At 43.4% G+C, this 23,524-nt stretch carries 19 protein-coding genes; 7 read left to right on the forward strand and 12 right to left on the reverse strand.

Annotation, left to right across the window (positions count from 1 at the left end):
* Positions 1-48 precede the first annotated feature (48 nt).
* Positions 49-1,260: an acetate kinase gene (locus OKW21_RS13665; RefSeq protein ID WP_277480126.1), complete on the reverse strand. Its 1,212-nt coding sequence runs from the start codon at positions 1,258-1,260 to the stop codon at positions 49-51.
* 124 nt (positions 1,261-1,384) lie between these two features.
* Here OKW21_RS13665 and OKW21_RS13670 point away from each other — a divergent pair, with 124 nt between their 5' ends.
* The gene (locus OKW21_RS13670; RefSeq protein ID WP_277480128.1) at positions 1,385-2,317 is read left to right on the forward strand and encodes a 2-dehydro-3-deoxygalactonokinase; all 933 of its coding nucleotides are present in this window, start codon (positions 1,385-1,387) and stop codon (positions 2,315-2,317) included.
* The gene (locus OKW21_RS13675; RefSeq protein WP_277480129.1) at positions 2,314-2,964 is read left to right on the forward strand and encodes a bifunctional 4-hydroxy-2-oxoglutarate aldolase/2-dehydro-3-deoxy-phosphogluconate aldolase; all 651 of its coding nucleotides are present in this window, start codon (positions 2,314-2,316) and stop codon (positions 2,962-2,964) included. The genes OKW21_RS13670 and OKW21_RS13675 overlap by 4 nt, the downstream gene beginning before the upstream one ends.
* 66 nt (positions 2,965-3,030) lie before the next feature.
* On the opposite strand, the gene OKW21_RS13680 is transcribed toward OKW21_RS13675, so the two are convergent.
* The 3 genes from OKW21_RS13680 to OKW21_RS13690 are packed head-to-tail and all read right to left on the reverse strand — an operon-like array spanning position 3,031 to position 5,187.
* Positions 3,031-3,807, reverse strand: a complete 777-nt coding sequence (locus tag OKW21_RS13680) for a DUF1641 domain-containing protein (RefSeq protein WP_277480130.1) — start codon at positions 3,805-3,807, stop codon at positions 3,031-3,033.
* A 6-nt stretch (positions 3,808-3,813) separates the two neighbouring features.
* Positions 3,814-5,010 (reverse strand): NAD(P)/FAD-dependent oxidoreductase, encoded by a 1,197-nt coding sequence (locus OKW21_RS13685; RefSeq protein ID WP_277480131.1) that lies wholly within the window; start codon positions 5,008-5,010, stop codon positions 3,814-3,816.
* A 24-nt stretch (positions 5,011-5,034) separates the two neighbouring features.
* Positions 5,035-5,187, reverse strand: coding sequence for a YgaP family membrane protein (locus tag OKW21_RS13690; protein ID WP_420870105.1), 153 nt, complete (start codon positions 5,185-5,187; stop codon positions 5,035-5,037).
* 165 nt (positions 5,188-5,352) lie between these two features.
* Here OKW21_RS13690 and OKW21_RS13695 point away from each other — a divergent pair, with 165 nt between their 5' ends.
* The 3 genes from OKW21_RS13695 (at position 5,353) to OKW21_RS13705 (ending at position 8,010) form a co-directional block, all read left to right on the forward strand.
* Positions 5,353-5,994, forward strand: coding sequence for a Crp/Fnr family transcriptional regulator (locus OKW21_RS13695; protein ID WP_277480135.1), 642 nt, complete (start codon positions 5,353-5,355; stop codon positions 5,992-5,994).
* Positions 5,995-6,123: 129 nt separating this feature from the next.
* On the forward strand, positions 6,124-6,441 hold the full coding sequence (locus OKW21_RS13700; protein WP_277480136.1) for a thioredoxin family protein: 318 nt from the start codon (positions 6,124-6,126) through the stop codon (positions 6,439-6,441).
* A 219-nt stretch (positions 6,442-6,660) separates the two neighbouring features.
* On the forward strand, positions 6,661-8,010 hold the full coding sequence (locus OKW21_RS13705) for an IS4 family transposase (RefSeq protein WP_277478160.1): 1,350 nt from the start codon (positions 6,661-6,663) through the stop codon (positions 8,008-8,010).
* Positions 8,011-8,081: 71 nt separating this feature from the next.
* Here OKW21_RS13705 and pta read toward each other — a convergent pair whose 3' ends face one another.
* On the reverse strand, positions 8,082-10,211 hold the full coding sequence (gene pta / locus OKW21_RS13710) for a phosphate acetyltransferase (protein ID WP_277480137.1): 2,130 nt from the start codon (positions 10,209-10,211) through the stop codon (positions 8,082-8,084).
* 303 nt (positions 10,212-10,514) lie between these two features.
* Between pta and OKW21_RS13715 the strand changes: the two genes are divergently transcribed.
* Complete coding sequence (locus OKW21_RS13715; RefSeq protein ID WP_277480138.1) at positions 10,515-11,909, forward strand: Gfo/Idh/MocA family protein; 1,395 nt, start codon at positions 10,515-10,517, stop codon at positions 11,907-11,909.
* Between the two features lie 11 nt (positions 11,910-11,920).
* Positions 11,921-13,249, forward strand: coding sequence for a Gfo/Idh/MocA family protein (locus tag OKW21_RS13720; protein ID WP_277480139.1), 1,329 nt, complete (start codon positions 11,921-11,923; stop codon positions 13,247-13,249).
* A 95-nt stretch (positions 13,250-13,344) separates the two neighbouring features.
* Here the strand turns inward: OKW21_RS13720 and OKW21_RS13725 are convergent, their stop codons facing one another.
* The 7 genes from OKW21_RS13725 to OKW21_RS13755 form a co-directional block, all read right to left on the reverse strand.
* Entirely contained in the window at positions 13,345-15,339 is a 1,995-nt protein-coding gene (locus OKW21_RS13725) for an FG-GAP-like repeat-containing protein (protein WP_277480141.1), read from the reverse strand.
* Between the two features lie 42 nt (positions 15,340-15,381).
* Positions 15,382-16,134 carry a glucosamine-6-phosphate deaminase gene (locus tag OKW21_RS13730; RefSeq protein ID WP_338130050.1) on the reverse strand — a complete coding sequence of 251 codons (753 nt, stop codon included), beginning with the start codon at positions 16,132-16,134 and terminating at the stop codon, positions 15,382-15,384.
* Positions 16,135-16,152: 18 nt separating this feature from the next.
* Positions 16,153-17,379 (reverse strand): Nramp family divalent metal transporter, encoded by a 1,227-nt coding sequence (locus tag OKW21_RS13735; protein WP_277480143.1) that lies wholly within the window; start codon positions 17,377-17,379, stop codon positions 16,153-16,155.
* A gap of 66 nt (positions 17,380-17,445) precedes the next feature.
* Positions 17,446-18,597: an amidohydrolase family protein gene (locus tag OKW21_RS13740; RefSeq protein WP_277480144.1), complete on the reverse strand. Its 1,152-nt coding sequence runs from the start codon at positions 18,595-18,597 to the stop codon at positions 17,446-17,448.
* Between the two features lie 74 nt (positions 18,598-18,671).
* The gene (locus OKW21_RS13745) at positions 18,672-19,982 is read right to left on the reverse strand and encodes an alpha/beta hydrolase family protein (protein ID WP_277480145.1); all 1,311 of its coding nucleotides are present in this window, start codon (positions 19,980-19,982) and stop codon (positions 18,672-18,674) included.
* 138 nt (positions 19,983-20,120) lie between these two features.
* Positions 20,121-22,262, reverse strand: a complete 2,142-nt coding sequence (locus OKW21_RS13750; protein WP_277480146.1) for an outer membrane protein assembly factor BamB family protein — start codon at positions 22,260-22,262, stop codon at positions 20,121-20,123.
* Positions 22,263-22,379: 117 nt separating this feature from the next.
* Positions 22,380-23,486 carry an ISAs1 family transposase gene (locus OKW21_RS13755; RefSeq protein ID WP_277478228.1) on the reverse strand — a complete coding sequence of 369 codons (1,107 nt, stop codon included), beginning with the start codon at positions 23,484-23,486 and terminating at the stop codon, positions 22,380-22,382.
* Positions 23,487-23,524 lie beyond the last annotated feature (38 nt).

Consider the following 23,524-nt stretch of genomic DNA (forward strand, 5'->3'; position numbering starts at 1 on the left):
CCGAAGGAGATCAAAATCTACTTCAGTTTTCGGTCTCCTGACTTCTGACTATTCACTGGTAACCAATTGATAAGTCTGCTCGGCAATAGACAGTTCCTCATCAGTGGGAACTACCAGAATCTTGACTGTGCTCACTTCATCCTGAATTTCCTGTATACCTTTTTGTCGTTGAAAATTCTTTGCCCTGTTAAGAATGATACCCAGATGTTCTAAACCTTGACAGGCTTTTTCTCTGACCACTGTACTATTCTCACCTACTCCTGCGGTAAAAATGAGTGCATCCAGTGGTCCGGCAATCGCCAGATATGCTCCGATATACTTTCTAATGCGATAGGCATACATTTCCAGCGCCAGGCTAGCCTCCTGATCTCCTTCTTCTACCCTTTCAATGATGGTTCTCATATCGTTTTCACCAGCTACTCCCTTAAGTCCGCTTTGCTTATTAAGTTCCCGGTCAATTTCTTCAAAACTCATATTGAGCTTGTTGCCCATATAAAAAATAATGGCGGGGTCAATGTCACCAGAACGAGTACCCATAATAAGTCCGGGCAAAGGACTTAGTCCCATGGAAGTATCTACACTTTTTCCATTTTTGATTGCAGTCATGCTACAGCCGTTTCCCAGATGTATGCTTACAGCATTTAATTTATGAGGAAGTACGCCCAGATGAATAGCCGCCTGATGTGCAACATATTGGTGAGAAGTACCATGCATGCCATAAACTCTGATTCTGTGCTCCTGATAGTATTTTTTAGGTATAGCATAAAGAAAAGCATAATCGGGCATGCTCTGATGAAAAGCAGTATCAAATACTGCTACCTGCTTTGCCTGAGGAAATACTTCTTCAGCCACGGCAATGCCTTCCAGATTCGGAGGATTATGTAAGGGTGCCAGGGTAACTAAACTGTGGATAGCATCTTTCACTTCAGCATTGATAATCACAGCCTCACTAAAACGGCTTCCTCCATGTACTACCCTGTGTCCTACCGCCTTGATTTCATTAGGATCTTTGATCACTCCCAGCTGCTCATCCTGCAATAAGTTCCCCACCATTTCCAAACCCACACGATGATCTTTAATAGCTAAATCTTCAGTTTTTTCTTCTACTTTGCCATCAGAAAGGAAGCGTTGATGCTTAATGCGACTTTGCTCCTCTCCTATCTTTTCTACCAATCCGGCACTCATTACTTTTTTCTCTTCCATTTCAAAAAGTTTGTACTTAATGGAGGAGCTTCCGGTATTGATGACAAGTAATTTCATATGGGTATATTTAAGCAATTGGGTTAAAATAATATTTTATCTTCTGGCCTGAAATACTAAATAGACAATTTGCTTGAAAAAAGTATAATTTGAGAAGTATCAAAAAACTAACTTAGCAATAAAAATGCCTGAACACTTTATAAGCTGTGATTGGGGAACTTCTGCTTTCAGAATAAGACTGATTGAGACAAGTTCGCTGGATGTCATTCAAATGATTGATGATCCAAAACTTGGTTTTGGTAAGCTAACATTGACTCAGCATGAGTATTTACAGTGCTTCACAAAACATTGCCGGGTACTTTGTAAAGCTGCTGGATTTAACACTATTCCACTATGTATCATATCCGGTATGGCCTCATCCTCTATAGGCATCAAAAACCTCCCTTATGGCAAATTACCTTCGCCTCTAAAAGACATACGAATACCTTTTGAAGTGCTGAAAGGAACAGAAAATATAACTTATCTGATTTCCGGTTTAGCCACTGAAGAGGATGTAATGAGAGGTGAAGAAGTACAAGTGCTGGGCGCTATTCAAGAGACTCATTGCTTTAATAAAGATGCTATAATTCTACTTCCCGGCACACACTCCAAGCATGTTATCATCAAAGAAGAGCAAATACTCACTTTTCAAACCTATATGACAGGAGAACTTTTCTCTCTACTGCAAAGTCATAGCATTCTCCGACATTCTGTAGAAAATGGAAAGATACATTTACAAAATACCGATGTGCTGAAAGCATTTGACCAGGGTGTAAATCAGTCCGCATCCCCATTGCTTCAAGAACTTTTTACGATAAGAGCAAGACAAATTTTACAACATACAATTCCCGCCAGAAATAGTGCTTTTCTCAGTGGGTTGCTCATCGGAAATGAATTAAGAAGCCTGGCAAGACATCAGTCAGACACCCTTATCCTATGTGCGGACATGCCGCTCCTGGACTTATACGAATATGCCATCCTTAAACTTTTCCCAAACAGGGAGCTGCGCTTGGTCAGTACTGAGAAAGCTACGATATTGGGACATTATCAGCTATTACAACAAATCCATTCATCATGAGTAAGCCTTTTTCCTGGAAGCGATTTAATGAAATACCAATCGTTGGGATATTACGAAAACTACCAGCCTCTAAACTAGATAAGGTTGTTAAACTGTATCAACAGAGCGGCCTCACTACGCTGGAAATTACCATGAATACAGATGGTGCTGATGAAATGATCCGGCAAATCAGTGAAGCTTTTCCCAACTTAAATATTGGCGCGGGAACAGTCTGCAATGAAAGCGATTTGCAGAAGGCTTTAAATGCAGGAGCCTCATTTGTAGTCACTCCTATCCTGGATGAACGTATCATCCATGCCTGTAATGAGGCGAATGTACCCATCTTTCCCGGAGCTTTTACTCCTTCAGAAATCTACAAAGCCTGGAGCGCCGGTGCGCAGATGGTCAAACTATTTCCTGCCGGTCTCCTGGGACCAAAATACATCAAAGATGTACTTGCCCCGCTCGATCAGATCAAACTGATTCCTGTGGGTGGGGTAGACTTACAGAACTTCACTGACTTTCTGGATGCCGGAGCCTCCGGTTTAGGGCTGGGCAGTCAGCTTTTCCTTAAAGATGCCATCCAAAACAATGAGTGGAAAACTTTGGAAAAGCACTTTATGGCTTTTGTAGATAAGTACAGGATGTACATCCAGAAGAAAACGTAGCTCCAGCCCCCCCCAAGCAAGGCCAGGGTTACATATGGATATCCATGAAAAATTTTGACTTTTCTTTTACTTACCTAGTTGTTTTCCGAAATGCTTTCCGAAAGTAGTAAGGAAAGCCAAAACTTTCTGAAAGTCTTTGTCATTCAACTGCCGCAGCAAGGCGAATACCCCTCCTATCTTTTTGGGCGATTCTTCCAGTGTCTCATGCAAAGCTGTGTTGGCAGCGACCAGCATTTTTTGTCCATTTTCTAATGCGGTATAAACATCAAAACCTTGTGCATGCAGCTTATTCATGCTATCATCAATTGCGTCAGCTCCCAGGCCGACCATATCGGTGCCTTGTTCGGCAAAGTCCAGCAAAGCATTAAGTTGCTCCACCATCTTAGGAGAAGATAAGCGCTTGAGCAAGTGCAGCATTTCCTTACTTCTTTGCATCACATCAATGCCACTGCGATGTGCTTCATCCATAGTTTCATCAACTACATTTACTGCATCCTCAACAAAGTCAGGGAGCTGCTCCGTCAAATCTAGCAGAGCATTCAGTTTGTTCATGGTTTTAGGTTGACTCAGCCTTTCCATTAGATGCAAAGCCATCTCTCCTCTCTGTTCTATATCTATTCCTCTGGTTCTCGCCTTGATAGCTAAATTATCAATAGCATCAGTAGCTATCTCCATCACCTCGGGCGCCTGTTTCATACCCGTAGAAAGTTGTTCCACACTGCTGCGGATCGAGTCAAGCTGTTGCAGAATGTCATTTAGTACCTTCTCATTTTGCTCTTCATTCAGATTTTGAACAGCTGCTTTGCCATTCTTTTCGGTCTGTATTTTATGAGAGTTGTTCATATCTATTTAGGCTGTGCCTTTTAGTATTTTGTTCCAATACAACCAGGGGAGTACATATCTTTTAAGCTGATACATGCTAAACCTTTCTTTGGCCTGATCAAAAGGGAAACTCTCCATAGGTTCGTTATTGTAGTCAAATTCAGCCAATACCAGTCTGCCTTTTCCGGTTACTAACGGACAGGAACCATAACCGCTATAATTTGCCTGAGGGCTTTTGTTTGTCATAACTGCCAGCAGGTTTTCCACCAGTACCGGAGCCTGTTTGCGCACTGCTGCCCCGGTTTTGGCGTTAGGTGTACCTGAAGCATCGCCCAAACCAAAGATGTTGGGATATTTAGTATGCTGTAATGTATATTTATCAAGGTCTAGCCAGCCGGCTTCATTTGCCAGCGGACTTTGCTTGATAAAATCAGGAGCACTCTGTGGAGGGGTGACATGGATCATGTCAAAAGTTCTTATTTCTTCAGATACGTTACCATCCTTATCGGTGACTTTAAAAATTGCCTGGTGATTCGGACCGTCTATTTTGATCAGGTCATGCTTGAAGTTCAAATGTATTCCATAGTTATCCACTACTTCCTGCAATACTTTGGCGTATTTTTTCACCCCGAAAATGACACTTCCCGGAGAGAAGAACTCTACTTTGGATTTGCTCAGTATTCCTCTTCGCTGGAAGTGGTCACTGGCCATATACATAATCTTCTGGGGTGCACCACCACATTTTACCGGCGTGGAGGGTTGTGTAAATAATGCCGTTCCACCCACCTTAAAGTTTCTGACACAATCCCAGGTATAGGGTGCCTTGTCAAAACCATAGTTGCTGCATACACCATTTTTTCCTAAGGATTCTTTCAACCCCTCCACTTTATGCCAGTCTAACTGTATGCCGGGGCATACGACCAGGTAATCATAGGTGTAAGTGTTACCCTCAGCAGTTGTCACACTATTATTTTCGGGCTTAAAGGTATCTGCCGCTTCTTTTAACCAGCTAACCTCTTCAGGCATTACTTCCGCTTCAGTTTTTTCGGTATCCTTCACATCATAGTCTCCCCCTCCTACCAGTGTCCAGGCGGGTTGGTAATAATGTTTTTCGGAGGGTTCAATAATTCCGATGTTGAGATTTTGATCTTTGAGTAGCAGTTGGGAAGCTACCGAAATACCGGCATTTCCTCCACCTACGATCAGAATTTGATAATGGCTCATTTTTTTCGGTTTTTAAAGTTGATATTATTTTTTTGCGGGGCAGGTATTGGTACCCGTAAGAATATACAATGGGCAGAACCCCATGATGCTGGTGATTACGAAAATACCACCAATAGCACCCAAAATGATGGCCCAGGCACCACTAAGTGTTCCGCTCATTATTAGTCCAAAGATCAATAAGACGATAGTTTTATGGCTCTGTCAGGAATTCCCATATTGCGTTTCATAGCGATTGCTTATTAAGTTGTGCTACATTAAAATGCTTTTCCTTAATGGATTAATTAAATTTAGCACTACCCAGCATAATTATCAGTGACATAAGTCACACAACAGCTTTTTAGTATGGAGATAGATCTGAAGCTCATCAAACAAGTCTTTCATATCAGCCATCCCGAGCTGCTAAGGGAGATACAGCATTATGGAAAGTGGCTTCCGTTTGCTCCCGGAGACACCATCATTAACTATGGGAATTTTATCAAGACCGTTCCCCTCATCATTAGCGGTACTGTTAAGGTGATTAAGGAAGATGAAGAAGGTAAAGAGGTCTTTTTGTATTACCTCAAAAGTGGCGAAACCTGCGCCATGTCACTAACCTGCTGTAGCACTTATCAGCCCAGCCAGATTAAAGCGATTGCGGAAGATACTACCGAACTGATCGCTATTCCAGTGAATAAACATGAGGAATGGATGAACACCTATCGTGAGTGGAAAGAGCTGGTAGGAAGAACTTACTCCAACCGTTTTCAGGAGCTACTCAATACCATCGAAAGTATTGCCTTTAAGCGTATGGATGAAAGACTGCTCAATTATCTGGAGAACAAGTTCTCTCAATTACAGACCAATATGATCAATGTAACCCATCAGGAAATAGCCAATGAACTGGGCACATCACGGGAAGTAGTTTCCCGACTTTTGAAGCAGTTAGAAAAGAACGGTAGAATCGTATTGGGTAGAAATAAAGTAATGCTCAAAGAAATAGTTTAGCCTATTACAAACAAAAATATATAAGATCAGCCTGATTCGTTTTTTTGTAAAATTTATTACCTGCTGTGACAAAGGTCACTGACTATAGGCGTTTCAACAGTTATTTTGTAGACAAAAATTGATGCTACTATGAAAACGTCTATAAAATTCAAAGATCTGATACAGGGAGAGAAAGCTGTTTTGGTTGGTTTCTATGCCAGTTGGTGTGGTCCCTGCAAAATGATGCCACCCATTCTGAAGGAGGTGGCTTCCATGATGGGAGATCAGGAAAAAATCTTCAAAGTAATTGTGGAAAAGAATCCTAAAGCAGCAACTGACCTACGCATACAGGGAGTACCAACCCTCGTACTATTCCAGAAAGGTAAAATCCTCTGGCGGCAATCCGGTGTGGTACAGGCCCAGCAACTCGCCCAAATCATTAACACTCATCTGAAAAAAGTAGCTTAGCAGGAAAATTTGATTCAAAACTCTTCAGACACAGAATTCATATAGTGCATACAATTGCATGCTTATGTTTACCCGTTGAAATCTTTGCTCTTCAATTTTAAGATCTCTCCCCTCTCGCTTCAGTGTTCCACTGAAGCTTTTGAATACATGCAAGTTTAAAACCTATTCATGTCTTATAAAAGTTGTAAATTAGGTTGAAAAAAAAAGGGAGGTAAACAGATGGAAGAGAGTTGGGGCATGCAAGAGTTTATGGGAAGTGCAGTAGAAGATAAACGCGAGGCAAAGAGTTTGTCACTGATGGCTGATCGTCTTTTAGCTAACCCTGAGCTTTCCTTTAGTAGTGCAGTAGGAGAGAATTTCCGTAAATCAGCCTGGCGGATATTTTCCAAACAGGAAGTAGACGTCAGCTACGGCCACTATAGGCAAACGAGCAAGCGCTGTGCCGACCAGGATGTGGTTTTGGTGAGTCAGGATACAACAGACTTGAATTATGCCAGTCATGTCGCTACTGAAGGTCTGGGCGACTTAGGCGGCAGTCATGTAAATCCAGGGCTTTGCCTGCATACGGCCATGGCTCTGAGTGAGCAGGGAACGGCTTTGGGCCTGGTAGGACAAAAGCTGTGGCCTCCCCAATCCACAGGACGTACAAAGCAGGTGCAGTTTTATCCTTTAGAAGAAAAAGAGAGTTATCGGTGGGTAGAAGCCCTACAGTGGGTGGATCAGCATTTAGCTAAAGCCAAGAAGGTGATCGTAATCTCCGACAGAGAATCTGATTTTTATGAGTACATGACTGCTCGCCGCTCCAAACATGTAGAATTACTCTTCAGGGCACATCATCTCAACCGAAAGGTGCATTATGAGCAAGAAAAGATGCTTCTTAAAGAAGTGGTTTTTCCCAATACTACTAAAGTAGAAGTTTACCTGCCCAGGACCAGCAAGAGAAAAGAGCGTAATGCTAAGCTGCAGGTAAGCTGGGGTAAGATCACATGCCCTGTCCCTACTTATAAAAAAGGAGAAGATATTGACTTATGGGTGGTAGTAGCTCAAGAAACACATACTCCGGCAGGAGAAGAACCGCGCAGCGAACCGCCTCTGCTATGGTATTTACTCACTACCATCAATATAGAAGATCAAGCTGCTGCTTTGCTGATGATAGATTATTACCGGAAACGATGGGTGATTGAACGCTGGCATATGGTGCTGAAGAGTGGTATGCAGATAGAAAAGCTACAGTTTGATACTTTCACACGACTATCTCATGCCATTGCTATGCTCTGTATTGTAGCCTGGCAATTGATCTGGCTTAAGCATCTGGCAGCAGAAAGTGCCCAATTAGCTGCAGAGAAAATATTTGAACCGCTACAAATAGAAGTCTTAGAAAAGCATAGTGGCAGAAAAGAACTCAGTGTACAGCAGGCATTGATCATCATCGCTGCCCTGGCCGGGTTTACGCCTACTAAAAAGCAGCCCTTCCCTGGAGAAAAAACCATGTGGAGAGGGTGGGCCATCTTCTCTCAACTCTGCCATGGATACCTTCTCGCTTCGCAGATAAATTATGAGACAGGATAAGGTTTAAAACTTGCGCTTATTATAAGCCTTAAGTTAAATTAAACTTAAGTCAGTAAGGGTTTAACTGTATCCTATTTCACCTTCTCTTTCTCTTTAGTTGGCACGCTCATCTTTTGCGACTGTATCGCCGTAATGACGACCGTATTCACTATGTCTGCAACTGTACAGCCACGACTTAGGTCATTCACCGGCTTGCGTAAACCCTGCAGTATTGGACCAATGGCAAGTGCTCCGGTTTCTCTTTGTACCGCTTTATAGGTATTATTTCCGGTGTTTAGATCGGGGAAGATCAGTACGCTGGCATTTCCGGCCACTTCAGAATCGGGCATCTTCTTAGTACCGACTTCTTTATCTACCGCGGCATCGTATTGTATGGGACCTTCTACTTTCAGGTCAGGCCTTTTATCCTTCACAATTTTAGTAGCTTTTCTCACCTTCTCTACCTCTTCTCCCTTACCCGATTCACCGGATGAGTAAGACAGCATCGCTACTTTAGGTTCTATGTCAAAAGCCTGACTGGTATCTGCTGAGGATATCGCGATTTCCGCCAGCTGCTCCGCATTTGGGTTGGGATTTATCGCACAGTCGCCGTAGACCAATACCCTGTCTTCCAATGCCATGAAGAACACGGAAGAGACAATGGATACACCGGGCTTGGTTTTGATCAGTTGAAATGCCGGACGAATGGTGTGCTGGGTCGTGTGAGCGGCACCGGAAACCATGCCGTCGGCCAAACCCTCCAGCACCATCATGGTACCAAAGTAAGACACATCTACCAGGGCATCGCGGGCATTGTCACGCGTAGCGCCTTTGCTTTTTCTGATCTCTACATAACGGTCAATAAAGCCTTCCAGATAATCAGATTCCGCCGGATTAATGATAGGCACCTGTTCAGTATCTATTCTGACACCGTGCCGGGCAATTTGATTTTTTACTTCTTCCGGTTTACCCAGGATCGTCAGTTTAACAATATCCTGTTCAATCAGTATTTCTGCGGCTTTGAGTATGCGTTCATCATTACCTTCGGGCAAAACAATATGCTTCTTGGCATCTCTGGCTTTTTGTACCAGATTGTACTGAAACATTTTTGGCGTAATACCCCGGGCACGCACACTGCTGATCTTTTGCTGAAGCGCAGTTGTGTCCACATACTTTTCAAAAAGCTTCTTACTGATGGTGATTTTGGTATGATTATCCGGGGTGATGTAAGATGTCAGTGTACCTAGTTTAGCCACTGTATTGTATGTATTATAGCCTACCGAGAGAATGGGCACCAGGCTGGGAAGCCCATCCAGCAGTCTTTTGATAGACTCTTCGGGTAAGAGTTTGGTGGTCATCAGTATACCGCTGATGGGCGGGTAGTTCTGTGACTGATGGGCTTGCAGCGCACTTAAGATAATATCGCCACGATCTCCCGGTGTGATGACCAGGCAGTTTTCCGTAATGTGCGGAAGATAGTTTTGCAATTGCATGGCCGCCACCGAGTAGCGATACGACTGCTTTTCCATCAGATCTTCTCCATATAGTACATCAGCGTCCAGATGCTCTGCCACTTCCCGAATGGTGGGGCTTTGCAATACTATATTTTCAGGAATCACCGATACCAGCAGCTCTTTGTCCTTGATAGTATTGCGAATCTCCAGCAAAAGTTCATGCGCCAGGGCAGACCTCACACGGTTGATGATCACCCCCAGAATATCACACTCTTTGTCAGCGAACAATTCATAGGTAAGTCTTACCGGACTGATGACTTCCTCCAGTTCACGGTCCATATCCCCTCTTCCCAGTATCAATACCGGACAGCCCAGGTTTTTCGCTATATCCACATTGATGTCAAAATCAAAAGAGGAGCTTTCGTCGCTAAAGTCTGTACCCTCACAAAGCACAAAGTCACACTTTTTCTCCAGCGCTTTGTACTCTTCAATGACCTGGTTTAGCAGTTTGTTGTATTGTCCCTCCAGGATAAGATTTCTTGCTTCTTTGCGGGTAAAAGAAAAAGTCTCTTCGTACGAAATATCCAGGTTAAAGTGGCGAATAAGCAGGTCAATATTTTTATCTCTACCGTTTCTTTTTCCGCTAATAACCGGACGAAATACACCCACCCTTTTGGTCTTGCGCAGCACCATTTCCATGATGCCCAGACATACCAGTGATTTTCCACAATGCGCCTCTGAAGTTGCCAGATAAATTGAGCTTGCCATATTTATGTATAATAAAAAAACTTGTTAACTGTTGTAATAAAGCATTTTACTGAAAAGTGTTTAGCAATATGCCTCTTTGATGAATTACATTCCAAGCAAATATTTAGCGGTCTATAAATCAACTTTATGAAGATGGTTTTTTTAGTGGCTAAATCAATACAATTCTGCATCAAAACTTTTTTTATAAAGTATATTTTCATCCTTAGGCATATACATATATCGCTTAAAAGTGCTTTTTAGGATGAGATTGATTAGATTGAAATATTTCACGATTACTTACAAGCTCCTAAACTTCAACATCTTATGTCAATCAAAAACAGAAGGGAATTTCTCAAACTATCTGCCCTGAGCAGTACATTTTTGGGCTTATCCCCAGCCACAGCATATACAAAGGATAACATCACAGAAAAGCTTAGGGCACTTACCGAAGCTAAAGCCTCAAGCGGCACATCGGTAATGGGACTTAAGGTAGCCCCCATTGAGCAGGTGAAAGTAGCGATCCTAGGATTGGGAAACCGAGGTACAGGCCATATCAGGCAGATGCAGGCAGTCTACCCCAAAGCCAGGATTACAGCTATCTGTGATATCAGGGCGCAGCAGACGGATGCTGCCATGGCTTTTTTGAAAGAGCACAATCAAAAGCCTGAAGTCTTTACGGATACTGAAGATGCCTGGAAAGACATGGTCAAAAGGGATGACATTGACCTGGTACTAATCGCTACCCCCTGGGATCTGCATGTACCCATGTCCGTGTATGCCATGCAGCAGGGCAAGCATGTAGCGCTTGAAGTGCCTGCTGCCACCTCACTGGATGGCTGTTGGGCCTTGGTCAATACCGCTGAAGAAACTCAGCGCAACTGTATGATGCTGGAGAATGTGTGCTACGGTGATGAAGAACTCTGGATATTGAATATGGTATCTCAAGGGGTATTTGGAACGCTCACCTACGGAGAAGCGGCTTACATTCATAATCTGGCAGATAAACTGCTCAATAAAGACGCTTATTATCAGCAATGGAGAGGGCATCAGCACCTCAACAATGACGGAAACCTATACCCTACCCATGGCCTGGGGCCGGTAGCACAATATATGGACATCGGCAGAGGCGACAGCTTTGCACATCTGGTATCCATGAGCAGTATACAGGAAGCATTGCATGAAGAAAGCCTTACGCTGGAAAAAGACAATGTCTTCTACGAGCGTGATGATTTTGCTCACGGAGATATGAATAATTCCCTCATTAAAACCGCTAAAGGCAGAACCATTCTGGTACAGCATGATGTGGTAACGCCCCGTCCCTACAGCAGAATTAATGCCCTGGCAGGTACTAAAGCTTATCATGAAGGCTACCCCAGCCGACTGTCTATTAAAGGGGAAGGACATGAGTGGATATCAGAAGCCCGCTACAATGAGATGAGAGAACGCTACAAGCACCCGATCTGGAATAGCCTGAAAAGCGAAATAGAGAAAAATGGAGGGCATGGAGGTATGGATTTCCTCCAGACATACCGCCTGATAGATTGCCTGAACAAAGGGCTGCCCCTGGATATGGATGTATATGATGGTGTCAACTGGTCGGTGGTGACCCCGCTTTCCAAAGTCTCAGTTGAGCTGGGAAGTGTGCCCGTAAAATTTCCTGATTTTACCAGGGGCAAGTGGAAGGAAAAAAGAAGTTATGGAATCATGACCAACATATAGCGCAAACTAAAATGAAAAGTGATACAAATATGACTAATAGCTATGCTTCCGGTCGTCGTCAATTTATAAAAGCCTCTTCAGCGGCTTTGGGAGGCACACTCTTGTACCAGCTGCCAGTAGAGAGCGGTGCCTATGCGACGGGTGATGATACTTTGAAAATAGCCCTTATTGGCTGTGGCAAACGAGGAGCAGGTGCTGCAGTACAGGCATTGAGTGCCGATGAAAATGTAAAACTGGTGGCTATGGCCGACGCTTTTCGCGACAGGCTGGATGAGACTTACGGTAATCTTAAGAAGATAGGAAATGTCAAAGAGAAAGTAGAAGTACCTGAGGAACATAAATTTGTAGGTTTTGATGCCTACAAAGATGCCATTGCACTCGCGGATGTTGTGCTCCTGGCCACTCCTCCTGCTTTTCGTCCCATGCATTTTGAACAAGCCATCAATGCCGGCAAACATGTTTTTATGGAGAAACCGCTGGCTTCTGATGCGCCCGGTATTCGCAAAATACTGGCTGCCGGAAAGGAAGCTAAAAAGAAAAACCTGAGTGTGGTTGTTGGCTTACAGAATCGCTATGATCCCGTTTACCAGGAATTTGTAGGTCGCCTAAAAGATGGAGCCATTGGTGAGATCATTTCGTCTACCTGCTACTACATGATAGGGCATGTCACATTGTTGCCCCGGCAGGCTGGTCAGTCGGAGATGGAGTATCAGATGCGCAACTGGCGTTATTTCTGTTGGTTATGGGCAGGCTCACCGGCAGGCTTGCAGATACATAATACCGATGTAGTCAATTGGGTGAAAGGCGCTTATCCTGTCAAAGCACAAGGTGTAGGAGGTCGTGCAGCCTATCAAGGACCCGACAAAGGAGATATTTTTGATCACTTTTATATTGAGTATGAATATGCGGATGGCAGTAAACTCCATAGCCAGATACGTACCATTGACGGGACCTATAATCAGGGAGGTTCATTCTTTCAGGGTACAAAAGGCTCAGGTGATATGAAGAAGGGATTAGTAGATATGCAGGGTAAATCTCTCTGGAGGACCAGAGGAATAAAAGAAATTAATCCCTACCAGCAGGAACATGATGAACTGTTTGCCGCGATAAGAAAAGGAAAATCTATCAATGATACGGAATGGGCTGCAAAAAGCAGTATGATGACCATCATGGGACGTATGGCCGCCCATTCAGGCCAAATGATACAGTGGGAGGATGCTATCAACTCAGAGCTGAGCCTGCTCCCTGAAAGATTCGCATGGGATGCTGAGCCTCCCGTGCTACCCGGCCCGGATGGCAATTATCCCATTCCGATTCCCGGACAAACTCAAGTGCTGTAATGACTTTAGCGTATGTGTAGATCAATGTTCAGGGAGGTCTTTTACTCACTCCCTGAATATTCCATGCCTAAACCTTGTCAGTAGTGTACTTCTCTTTACTCATTGTTCAGATAATACAGATGACCATCTTCTGCTCCTATCAGCAATGCTGGTTTACCGTCTTTATCCCAATCTACTATGGTGGGGCTGGTCGTATGTCCCGCCAGTTTTACTCCTGAAAGTGCCCCTTTATTCCTGAAGTTCACCATTCCATCTTCGGTACCTAGATTTTCCATCAAAGAAACATTTAAGCTATTGACCAGTAAGTCTTTATCGTCGTCTCCGTCCCAGTCCGCCACTGCTATTTTTCTCCGGCCACTACTTCCATAAAGATTCACATTAAGCTGTAGTATGCCTGCTGTACTGTCCTTCACTCCATGCTTTGCATCAAAACCTGATCCATTGACACCATAAAAAATTCTTTTGCCGGGTAGCAACAGTAATTCATCTCCTTCTTCAAAGCGTTCAAAAAATACCAGGTAGCCTTCATGATCCAGCATAAGAAGGTCCATCAGCCCATCATCATTCCAGTCGGTGGTCACGGGTGTGGTGCGCCACTGCGTGGAAAGTTGATTACTTTCAGGATTCCACCAGTTCCATTCGGGCTTGGGCGGGTTTTGTTCCCATTTTACTTTAACAGGCTGAGCCTTAGCAAGTACAGGATTGTTACTGCTGCCCACATTCTGATACCAAGCTACTTTTCCCCAGATAGAGTTAACGATAATATCCTTTAAGCCATCACCATCCCAGTCATTTACTGTCAATGTGGTATAACCCCATTTGGCTTCCGCCGGCCCCTGTATAGAGCCATTCTCACCCGCCACGATCCGTATTACTTCCCCTTCAGCTTCCAGTAGTTTTGGTGCATCCCACTGCGGTGGATTTCCCCCATCCAGATTTTCAATAAAACCGATATAACCTGCTGAATTTCCACAGATCAGGTCTTCATCTCCATCATCATCCCAATCTACACTGTAGGGAGTTACCAAAGCTCCAAACTTTACATTTTCTGCCTGCTGCTTGAAGTAATGCGGTGAAGCAAAAACTGGCATATTGTCCTTTGTAGCGCCAGTGTTTTCTACCAAAGCCACCCTGCCATCTTCATCGCCAATGACTAAATCCATATCTCCGTCATTGTCCCAATCCACACCTACGGGAATAATCATCTCCAGGTCCATTTTGATGATGCCTTCGCTATTTGTTAAAATTCTTCCTTCGGCATAAACTGGTTTTACCCTTGTTCCGGTATTTTCAAACCAGCTCAGCTTGTCCAAAAATTCGCCACAGATGAGGTCAAGGTCGCCATCCCCATCAAAGTCATACATATTGGGAGAGGGGGCGCCATATACTTCCAGCGGCTTACCACCGGCTAAGAGCTTACCTCGGTTTTCATATTGCCCCTCTACATTTTCCAGCAGATAGACATAGCCATGTAAAGGTCCATTTGTCCAGTTACCATTTTCATCAAATGCATTGTCCCAGCCGTATTCTTCCCACTCATCAATGCCTACGATGATATCCAGATCCCCATCATTCTCATAGTCGACATACTTCCACTGGTTGAACCTGATCTTATCATGCAGCCCTTCCAGTAACTCAGCATCAAAAAGACTATCTACCTCATTCAGCTTGGCGTCTCTGAAGTTCCGATATTCTATACCCGGGGCCATGACTTTGGGTTCGTCATTTATATATGAGAGTTGTATGTTTTTTACACTGGTCTCTATTTTGACAGGAGGTTTAAAGCTGGTGATTCCCTCATAGGTAGTGCCATCATTTTCAAAAAAATACAAACCCCGGAAGGGAGTGTCTGGGCAGGATACCAGCATATCCATATCCCCATCTTGATCATAATCCATGGGCAAAGGCCAGGCCCATAAGCCTACCCCCAAATCTACATTTAGATCAGGGTTATTGTAAGTTAGCAGTTCTAATTCCACAGTAGATTTTTGTGCATCTTCACTGGATTCTATACTTCCCTGACTGCTGCACGCCATATAAAGAAAAGGCAATGAAAGATGAAGGAGGTAGTGTAGAGGTTTTCTTAGCATTTTGTTTTTTACTTATTATTTCTGATAGGTTGTGTTCATAGTCTATTTTTGACTGCTTGAAAGCAATGAAGCGGATGCAGTGTCCAGGTATAATGTACAATCAGAATGCTTCTGTAAAATTGAAGCAGGGTACATATTGGATACTTCTTTTTCCAGGCAGTTACTGACCGCCACTGCTTTTCGCTGGTCAGGCACGGAACAGATAATGCTTTTGGATTTCATAATCTGCATTACCGACATGCTTATTGCTTTTTTGGGCACATCTTCCAGACTGGCAAACCAGCCTTCGCCCATCTGTTGCCTGCGGCAAGCTTCATCCAGGTCTACAATGATGTAAGGTTCTTTCTCTTCAAAATTCGCAGGAGGATCATTAAAAGCAAGGTGCGCGTTTTCTCCGATACCTACCAATGCCACATCTATAGGATGCTGATTGATAATAGTATTCAGTCTTCTGCACTCTTCCGTTAAGTCTTCTCTGTCTCCATCTATAAAATAAACTGCTTCCAGGGCAGGAACTTTGTCTACAAAACGCTCTCGTAAATACCTCCTGAAACTGGCAGGATGATTTTCCTCCATGCCAGCATATTCATCTAGATGAAACATGACAACTTTTGACCAGTCTATTTCAGTGTTTTCAACCAGATGATGTAAAGTATCAAACTGACTTGCGCCGGTAGCCAAAATGATATTGGCATTCCCCTTTTTCTGAATGGCATACTCAATTTTCTGAGCAGCATTAAGGGCTGCCTTCTTTCCTAATTCGTTTTTAGTCGTAGAAATTTCAATTTTGATCATATTCGTATAGTAGTGTATTTAGAAAAAGTCAATAATAGCGAAATAAGTAGTGATAAAGGCAAAAATGATGACAGCAGCGAGCCCAAGATTCATCTTATGCGAAGCGAGGTTTTGGACCATAACATTTTTTTTATTCAATAAAATAAAAACAGGAATGGCTACTGCCGGTAAAATCGCTGCCTGAAAAGCCTGAGAAAATATAAGTAAAAGAGGAGGACTCTGATCCATAAAAATTGAACCGAACGCAAATAGCAAACCCAGTAGTATCAATATTCTGAACATAGGGGAACGGATATTTCTCGGCCTGCCGCTAAAGTCTGAAATCAGCCAGGGAGCTATCAGTACAATGGGAAAGACAGTGGAAAGCCCGGCACCTACAATGCCCAGAATCAGCAGAAAAGCAGCCAATTTTCCACCCAGAGGCTCAAAGAGACTGATCATCTCAAGTGTGTTATCCAGTTTGAGTCCCATCAGGTGTAAAGTTCCTGCTGACACAGCCATGATAATACCACTTAGGAATAGCATCATTAAAGCAGAAACGAATGCATCTCTTTTCTCGCTTTTCAAATGTTGGATGGTCCAGCCTTTCTCAGCCACTACTGTACTGCGCATAATAAAAACAGCCGCTGAGCAGGTGGTTCCTGCCATGGCTGCCACCAGGCCAAAAGCTCCGGGAGTATCAGGTATGCCGGGAACTATGCCGGCAAGGATTGAGGGAAAAGAGGGCTTTACCATAAAAAAAACCATCATGAAACAGAGCGCCATCAGGATGACGAATATGGTCAGTATTCTTTCAAAAATCTTATATCTCCCAAACCAGAGTAAGAGGTATAACAGCAACACAAAGATCATTATTATCCAGCTGGTATCCAGTAAAAAGCCATTGGTAAGTAACCTTATTCCTTCCTGCACCAGTTCAGCCACTATTCCCATGATGCCTATCAATGCCAGCATTTCTCCGATAATTAAAGTCGTCATGATGTAGAGTGCCAGCAGTTTCCCACCCTTAATCTCTGTTTTGATATTAAAAAGCGCAGTTTTTCCTGATACCAAGGTAAGTTGACCATAGGCTACCATTAAGATATAAGTAAACAGACAGGAAAGGATGAGTGCCCAGAATAAGGTCATGCCATACTCTGCACCTGCCTTGGCCATGGTAGTAACGCTCCCGGTCCCAATGTTATAGCCTATCAAAAATAAGCCCGGCCCTATTGCACTCAGAGCCAACAGGATTTTATGCTTCATTTTTTCTGACATACATTAGTGAGTAGCAGACAGTTTTCTTTTTCATGATGGATTTTTTCGAGCAGCCTATTCATTGAGGATTTCAGGAAACCATTTTACCGCATTATGATAGTATATTTTATCCACCACCTCACGCGGTAATTTTAAGCCTTTGAATTCACCATCAACTTTGGGCACCCGCATCTTTTCATCCGTGGTGAAGAACTTCCAATGCCTGAGCCAGACGGTATGCGCATGCTTTTTTATCCCTTCAGGATCTGTAATTCCATTATTAACGATATCCATGGCAGTACTTCTCAGATCAGTAGCATAGATCAGCCGGTCCTGGTATTTGATAAAGAAGTCTCTTACTTTTTGCCATTCTGTTAAGGTTTGATACTGAACATGGGAAATTCTTTCTGCCATATCTACCGCCATATTTGGAAATTTATCCAGGCGTTTTGCCAACTCATCTACACTCCATTCCAGACTACCCAGATGGGCACCGATAAAATGTAAATCAGGATGCTTTTCCAGCATATGGTCTCTTACCGCAATATAATCTTCATATGAGGGTCGCTCAGGGTGTAAGTACATATGTTCATCAGGATGGGCGGCCGCATAATCTCTGTTGCCTTTCACTGTCATTTCTTCCAGGGGCAACCAGGAATTTCGGTGTTCTCCCAAATGCCCGATTAACGGAATGTTATTATCCGCCAGAAAATCCAGTATAGGATCAAAACGAGGATTGTCAATCATCACCAGTTCTCCATTTTTGTCCTTCAGAAAGAAACCAATATTCTTCCACACCTTCACAGCTATAGCCCCCTTGGCGAAAGAGTCTTGCAGATATGAAATCACCTCATCATGCCAGCCGTCTTCATTGAAGTTTTCTAATGAAAAAGTGGTAGCCCAGGCAATGCGCTCAGGAAATGCGTTGACCTGCTGTACCGCAAAGGCTTGTTGTTCTTCAATAGGTATCCCTGAAGCAGCGTAATAATTTACGGTTAACAAACGAAAATTGTCCTCAGCTGCCTGAGAGAGAATTGCCGTATCGCTATCCATGCTAATGTGCACATGGGCATCTATCTTCTTTACAGATTGAAAATCATTTAGCGAATAGAATTCAGATTCAGTTTTTTCATTTCCCTGGACAGCTTCGCTAGTAGGTGAACAGCTTTGAAATAGTGGTACTGAGATCAACAGACCAAGGTAAAACACCTTAATGATGGATTTCATACTGAAGTTTAGGTTAAGGTTGTAGTAGTAGTTTCTAGGCTATAGTATGATCAGAATGATAAAAAGCAATGGGTTTAATTTTTTAGCCAACGGTCAAACCAATCAAATGCCTCTTCCTGCATTTTAGCGTCAAACTTATGAAGTCCGGGATAATAAGAACATTGATAATGATCGGCAGCATCTGCTTTTTCATATACATCCTTTAATATCTTGTCTGCTTTTTTCATCTCGGGGAGGGTATAGAGTTGATCATCCTCATCATTCAATACCAGGGTCGGAAGAGGAACACGTAGCCCCAAAATCTCGGGAAACTCCAGTTCGTTAGGCAGCAGGGGTACGTAGGTCATCCAGGTATGGGTATAAGATTTGTTCAGTACAAAATCATTCCAGGTCGTCATAAAACCCACACATACCGCGCATTTGATTCTGGGATCAAAGCCTCCTAAAAATACGGTGCGCATGCCGCCTCCTGAAAGACCACCACAGCCAACCTGCTGCTCATCTACATCATCACGTGCACATAATATATCTAGAGCCTTCAGATCTTCTGCCAGAAAGACGGCAGGCCAGGTTGTACCTGCACTAAATAAAGATTTGGCCATGATATGTTCATGTTCACCTGCCCAGCGATTATAGGCTTCAATATGATCAGGCTTTTCAGGGGTTGTGTCATCTAGTCCTTTTCTTAAATGCTCAGGCACATCCTGCATCATCACCCTGCGGCTGGCAAATGGAAAAGCATCCGGTACCAATACCACATATCCCCTTTTGGCGATTTCATTTGCCCAGGCTAAATTTTCGTAATAATGCTGCTGATGATCCTCCATCAGGGGATGCTGCTGATCAGAGGTTCGGGTAATTTTTCTTTTACCAAAATACTTATTCCCCCCATGGTCATGTAGTGCCAGAATTGCGGGCAAGGGGCCTTTTGCATCCTGAGGTTTAAGTAGTATTGCCTCAGTTGGCCTTCCATAAGGCAACTGCCAGCTTAACTCTTCTATCTGTAAACCGTCGTAAGAATATGTCTTGCTAACTTTTACTTCTGGAAGTCCTCCCAGATCTGGCATCGCCAAACGTTCTGTAAACCTTGCTTTGGCAGACTTATGCCACGTTTTCAGCTCAGACCACTCTTTTCTTCTGAATGAAAAAGCGGGCAAATTATTTTGTTGAAGTGAGGCGGCCCAGGGGCCATATAAGCCAATAAGACTGACATCCCCTTCCTCTGCTTTTGATTGTTTGCTTGAATGTTCAGGGTTAATATTTATGGGAATAGAGGATGACATATCTTGTTTTCCAGGGGGTGAAGCAAAACTATTTAGTAGGGTACCTCCGGCTAAGCCGGCTAAACCGCTAATTCTTAAAAATCTTCTGCGATTTTTTTTCATAGGTTGAGTGTATTAGCTTTTAATGAATAGGTTAGTTCTTGACTTGCTTAAAATACAGATTCTAAATTAGAAAAACTGCCTGTAATTGGCACTCAATCAATTTTTTTAGAGCTTCTGTTAGCTTTTTTACTGAACTGATCAGTCGGGAAGCGCAAAGGCGAGAATGTAACCGCTGGGTTCTTCTCTGCCGCCCGTTACTGAAAGAGCAATGTATTGTTTTCCATCCAGCATATAAGTTGCCGGTGTGGCATAGCCCCCTCCGGGCAAAGTATATTCCCAGAGTAGCTCCCCATTCTCTTTGTTGAAAGCCCGGAATTTATTATCGCGCGTAGCGGCAATAAAAACCAGTCCTCCTGCCGTTACCACTGCCCCACCCCAGTTATCGGTACCCGTGGGTGGTTCACCTTCTCTCTGCCATTCAGGAAAGTTTCCCAGAGGAATTTTCCATACATATTCTCCGCTATTAAGGTCAATGGCATTGAGGGTACCCCAGGGTGGTTTGATCGCCGGACTACCATCAGGAGCTTTAAAATAGCTATATGCGGTTACGTTCATATAATTGGCAGTTGAATCATGGTCTTCCACTATCGCTTCTATCTTTTTATCTTTTTGTATGTCAAATAAAAAAGCGATGATTTCTTCTTCTCTACCTTTGATGAGTTCTCCGAAAGCAGGCATTCTACCACTGCCTAACTTAATCTTACTAATTACTTCTTCTCTGCCCATTCTTTCTTTGAGTCCTAGCAAAGATGGAGTACCAGGGGTTTTTCCCTGCCGGTTTTCTCCATGACAGCTTGTACAATAATTCTGATAGAGACTTTGACCAGTTTCATAAACTGTCTGGTTTTGACTTTCTGGATTCTGGCCAACATCCTGAACTTTTGCAATCTCAGGAGATTCATTGCTATTGACATACAAAATTGATGTGCTAGGATCATAAGCAGCACCTCCCCATTCTGAGCCCCCACGTGTACCCGGCATCAGTAATGTTCCCTGTGGATCGGGTGGCGTATAGATGCCTTCAAAACGATAATGCTCAAACATAGTCGTCAGACTATCATGCATTTCCGCTGAGAAATTCGCCAGATCGTTCGCTGATAATTCTTGCTTCGCATAGGGTGCGGGTTTCAGCGGAAAAGGTTGGGTTGGCCAGGCTTCTTCACCAGCTACATATGAAGGAGGGACCGGTCTTTCTTCTACCGGAAACAGGGGTTCACCTGTTTCACGGTCCAGCACAAACAGAAAACCGGTCTTGGTAGTCTGAGCAAGTGCATCAATTTTTTTACCATCCCGTGTAATGCTCACAAGGTTAGGGGGAGCGGGCAGGTCATAATCCCAGAGGTCATGGTGTACCGTCTGAAAGTACCAGACCAAATCACCTGTTTCAGCTTTAAGTGCTACTATGCAGTTACCAAAGAGGTTCTTACCTTTCCGATTAGCCCCATAAAAATCATAAGTAGGCGATCCCAGTGGAACGAACACCATTCCTCTTTCCTGATCCAGGCTCATGCCGCCCCAGTTATTGGCGCCTCCGGTATAGGTCCATGCATCTTCCGGCCAGGTATCATACCCTGTCTCTCCCGGCTGTGGGATTGTATGAAAGGTCCATTCCAGCTTACCATGCCGCATATTGTAAGCCCTGATATGCCCGGGAGCCGCACCATATACTTCAGACACTTCAGAACCTAAAATGATAAGATCTTCGTAGATAATGCCCGGAGAAGTGGGAACCACCCAGGCCTCTTCTCCACGATGCTCTTCAAAGTTAAGATTGACCCTACCCTCATCACCGAAACTTGTAATAAGTTTTCCACTGAGCGCATCAAGCGCAAAAAGCTCGTTACCCGCGGTGAACAATATACGTTTATCCTCTCCATCTTCCCAGTAAGTAACTCCCCGTTTCAGCCCCCCGCCCCGTTCGCCATCAAAGGGATCAAAAGTCCAGACTTTCTCTCCGGAGACTGCATCAATTGCATAGACATAATGGCGGACTGAGGTAGCGTACATGAGCCCTCCGACCACAATGGGATTACATTCATACTTGCCAAACCTTGTTCCCTCCGGTGCGTCTTTCGGACTAAAGGTCCAGGCGGGTTGCAGTTGGTTTACATTTTTCTGATTGATCTGTTCAAGCGAGGAATAGCTACTGCTTTCATGATCACCACGATAAACTTCCCAATTTTGATAGGGTGTATGATGGTATTGACAGGCAAGACAAAAAACACAGATAATGATAATGAGAAAAAAGAGCTTTGTTGAAGGTCGTTTTAATTGAATCATCTATCGGACAATACATTTTTTGTAAAATGTAGCACGATTTAATTCATTTTACAATGTATTGCTGAGCACTTACTTTGAATTGTTATGATTTTTTTAAACCCATCAGGTTAAACGCATTTAATTTTGATTTAATCTCTGGAGGATTCGAATTAGGTAATGGTCATCCCACCCTGCTATTTTCCTTCTGTTCTTAATACTTTCTTTATCTTTGATCTGATGGAGAAGTTGCAAGGCTAGCTTACGGGCGGTAGTCAAATTTTCGGCCGCATTCCCCGATTTAGTTCTGCTACTGTCCTCTCGGAAGATAACATCTAACTTCCAATGAAGCTGGTTTTCGATACTCCAGTGATTTCTGACTAATTGGTTAAACTCTTTAGTAGAGGCTTTCAGGCTACTCAAATAGAAACGTTTCTCTAAGGTCGTTTTGCCATTTTTTTCTCTGTGGGCTTCTATCATTACGATTGACTTTAGGTGCTTCCATGCTGACAAGTCATCAAGTAATTTAAGGTTAGATTCAACATAGCAGTTTCTGCGCTCTATCCTGCCACTGCCAAAATCTACCCACTCATCCACTGGCAAATATATCTTTCTTCTATCCATCCAATCTGTGATCTGCTCATAAATATGCTTATGATCTTTTTTGATGGCTATCAAATAATCTCCACCCTTTTCAACAATCAGGTCGGCATTCTTTACTTGACAGCCTGCCGCATCACTACTCACTAAACAGCCTTCCAGAGCTAAGGACTTCAACAGTTCGGGAATAGCCATTTTTTCATTACTTTTAGTATCTACCTTCTCTTGTCCTAGAACCAGATGCTGTTCAGCCACCCAAGCACTAATAATACAGATGCCACTTTTCTTGAACCCTGCCTTGGCCGTACCTCGGAGCACTTTACCATCCACATTTATTTGGGTGATATGACTGTAAATAAACCTCAACAATTCTTTAGACCAACTATACAAACATTCACCAAAGGCATTTTTGTCCATGTATTTGAACACCCGATTAAAAGTGTCATGAGATGGAATACCATTGGGTAAATCTAAAAACCCCTTTAAGAATGACTCCTTACGTTTCCCATAAGCCTCAATCTCTTCAAAATCGTCAGCCCCGCTTACAATAGCACATAAGGCTATCACTAAAATATCCACCAATTGGTGCTTCTTACGCCGATTTATCCTGAAATCAGGCACACTATCAAAAAACTTTTGCCAATTCATCCGGCAAAGCTACGCTTTACATGTTATTCTTGTACTTT

Source organism: Catalinimonas alkaloidigena (genome assembly GCF_029504655.1).
GTDB lineage: Bacteria > Bacteroidota > Bacteroidia > Cytophagales > Cyclobacteriaceae > Catalinimonas > Catalinimonas alkaloidigena.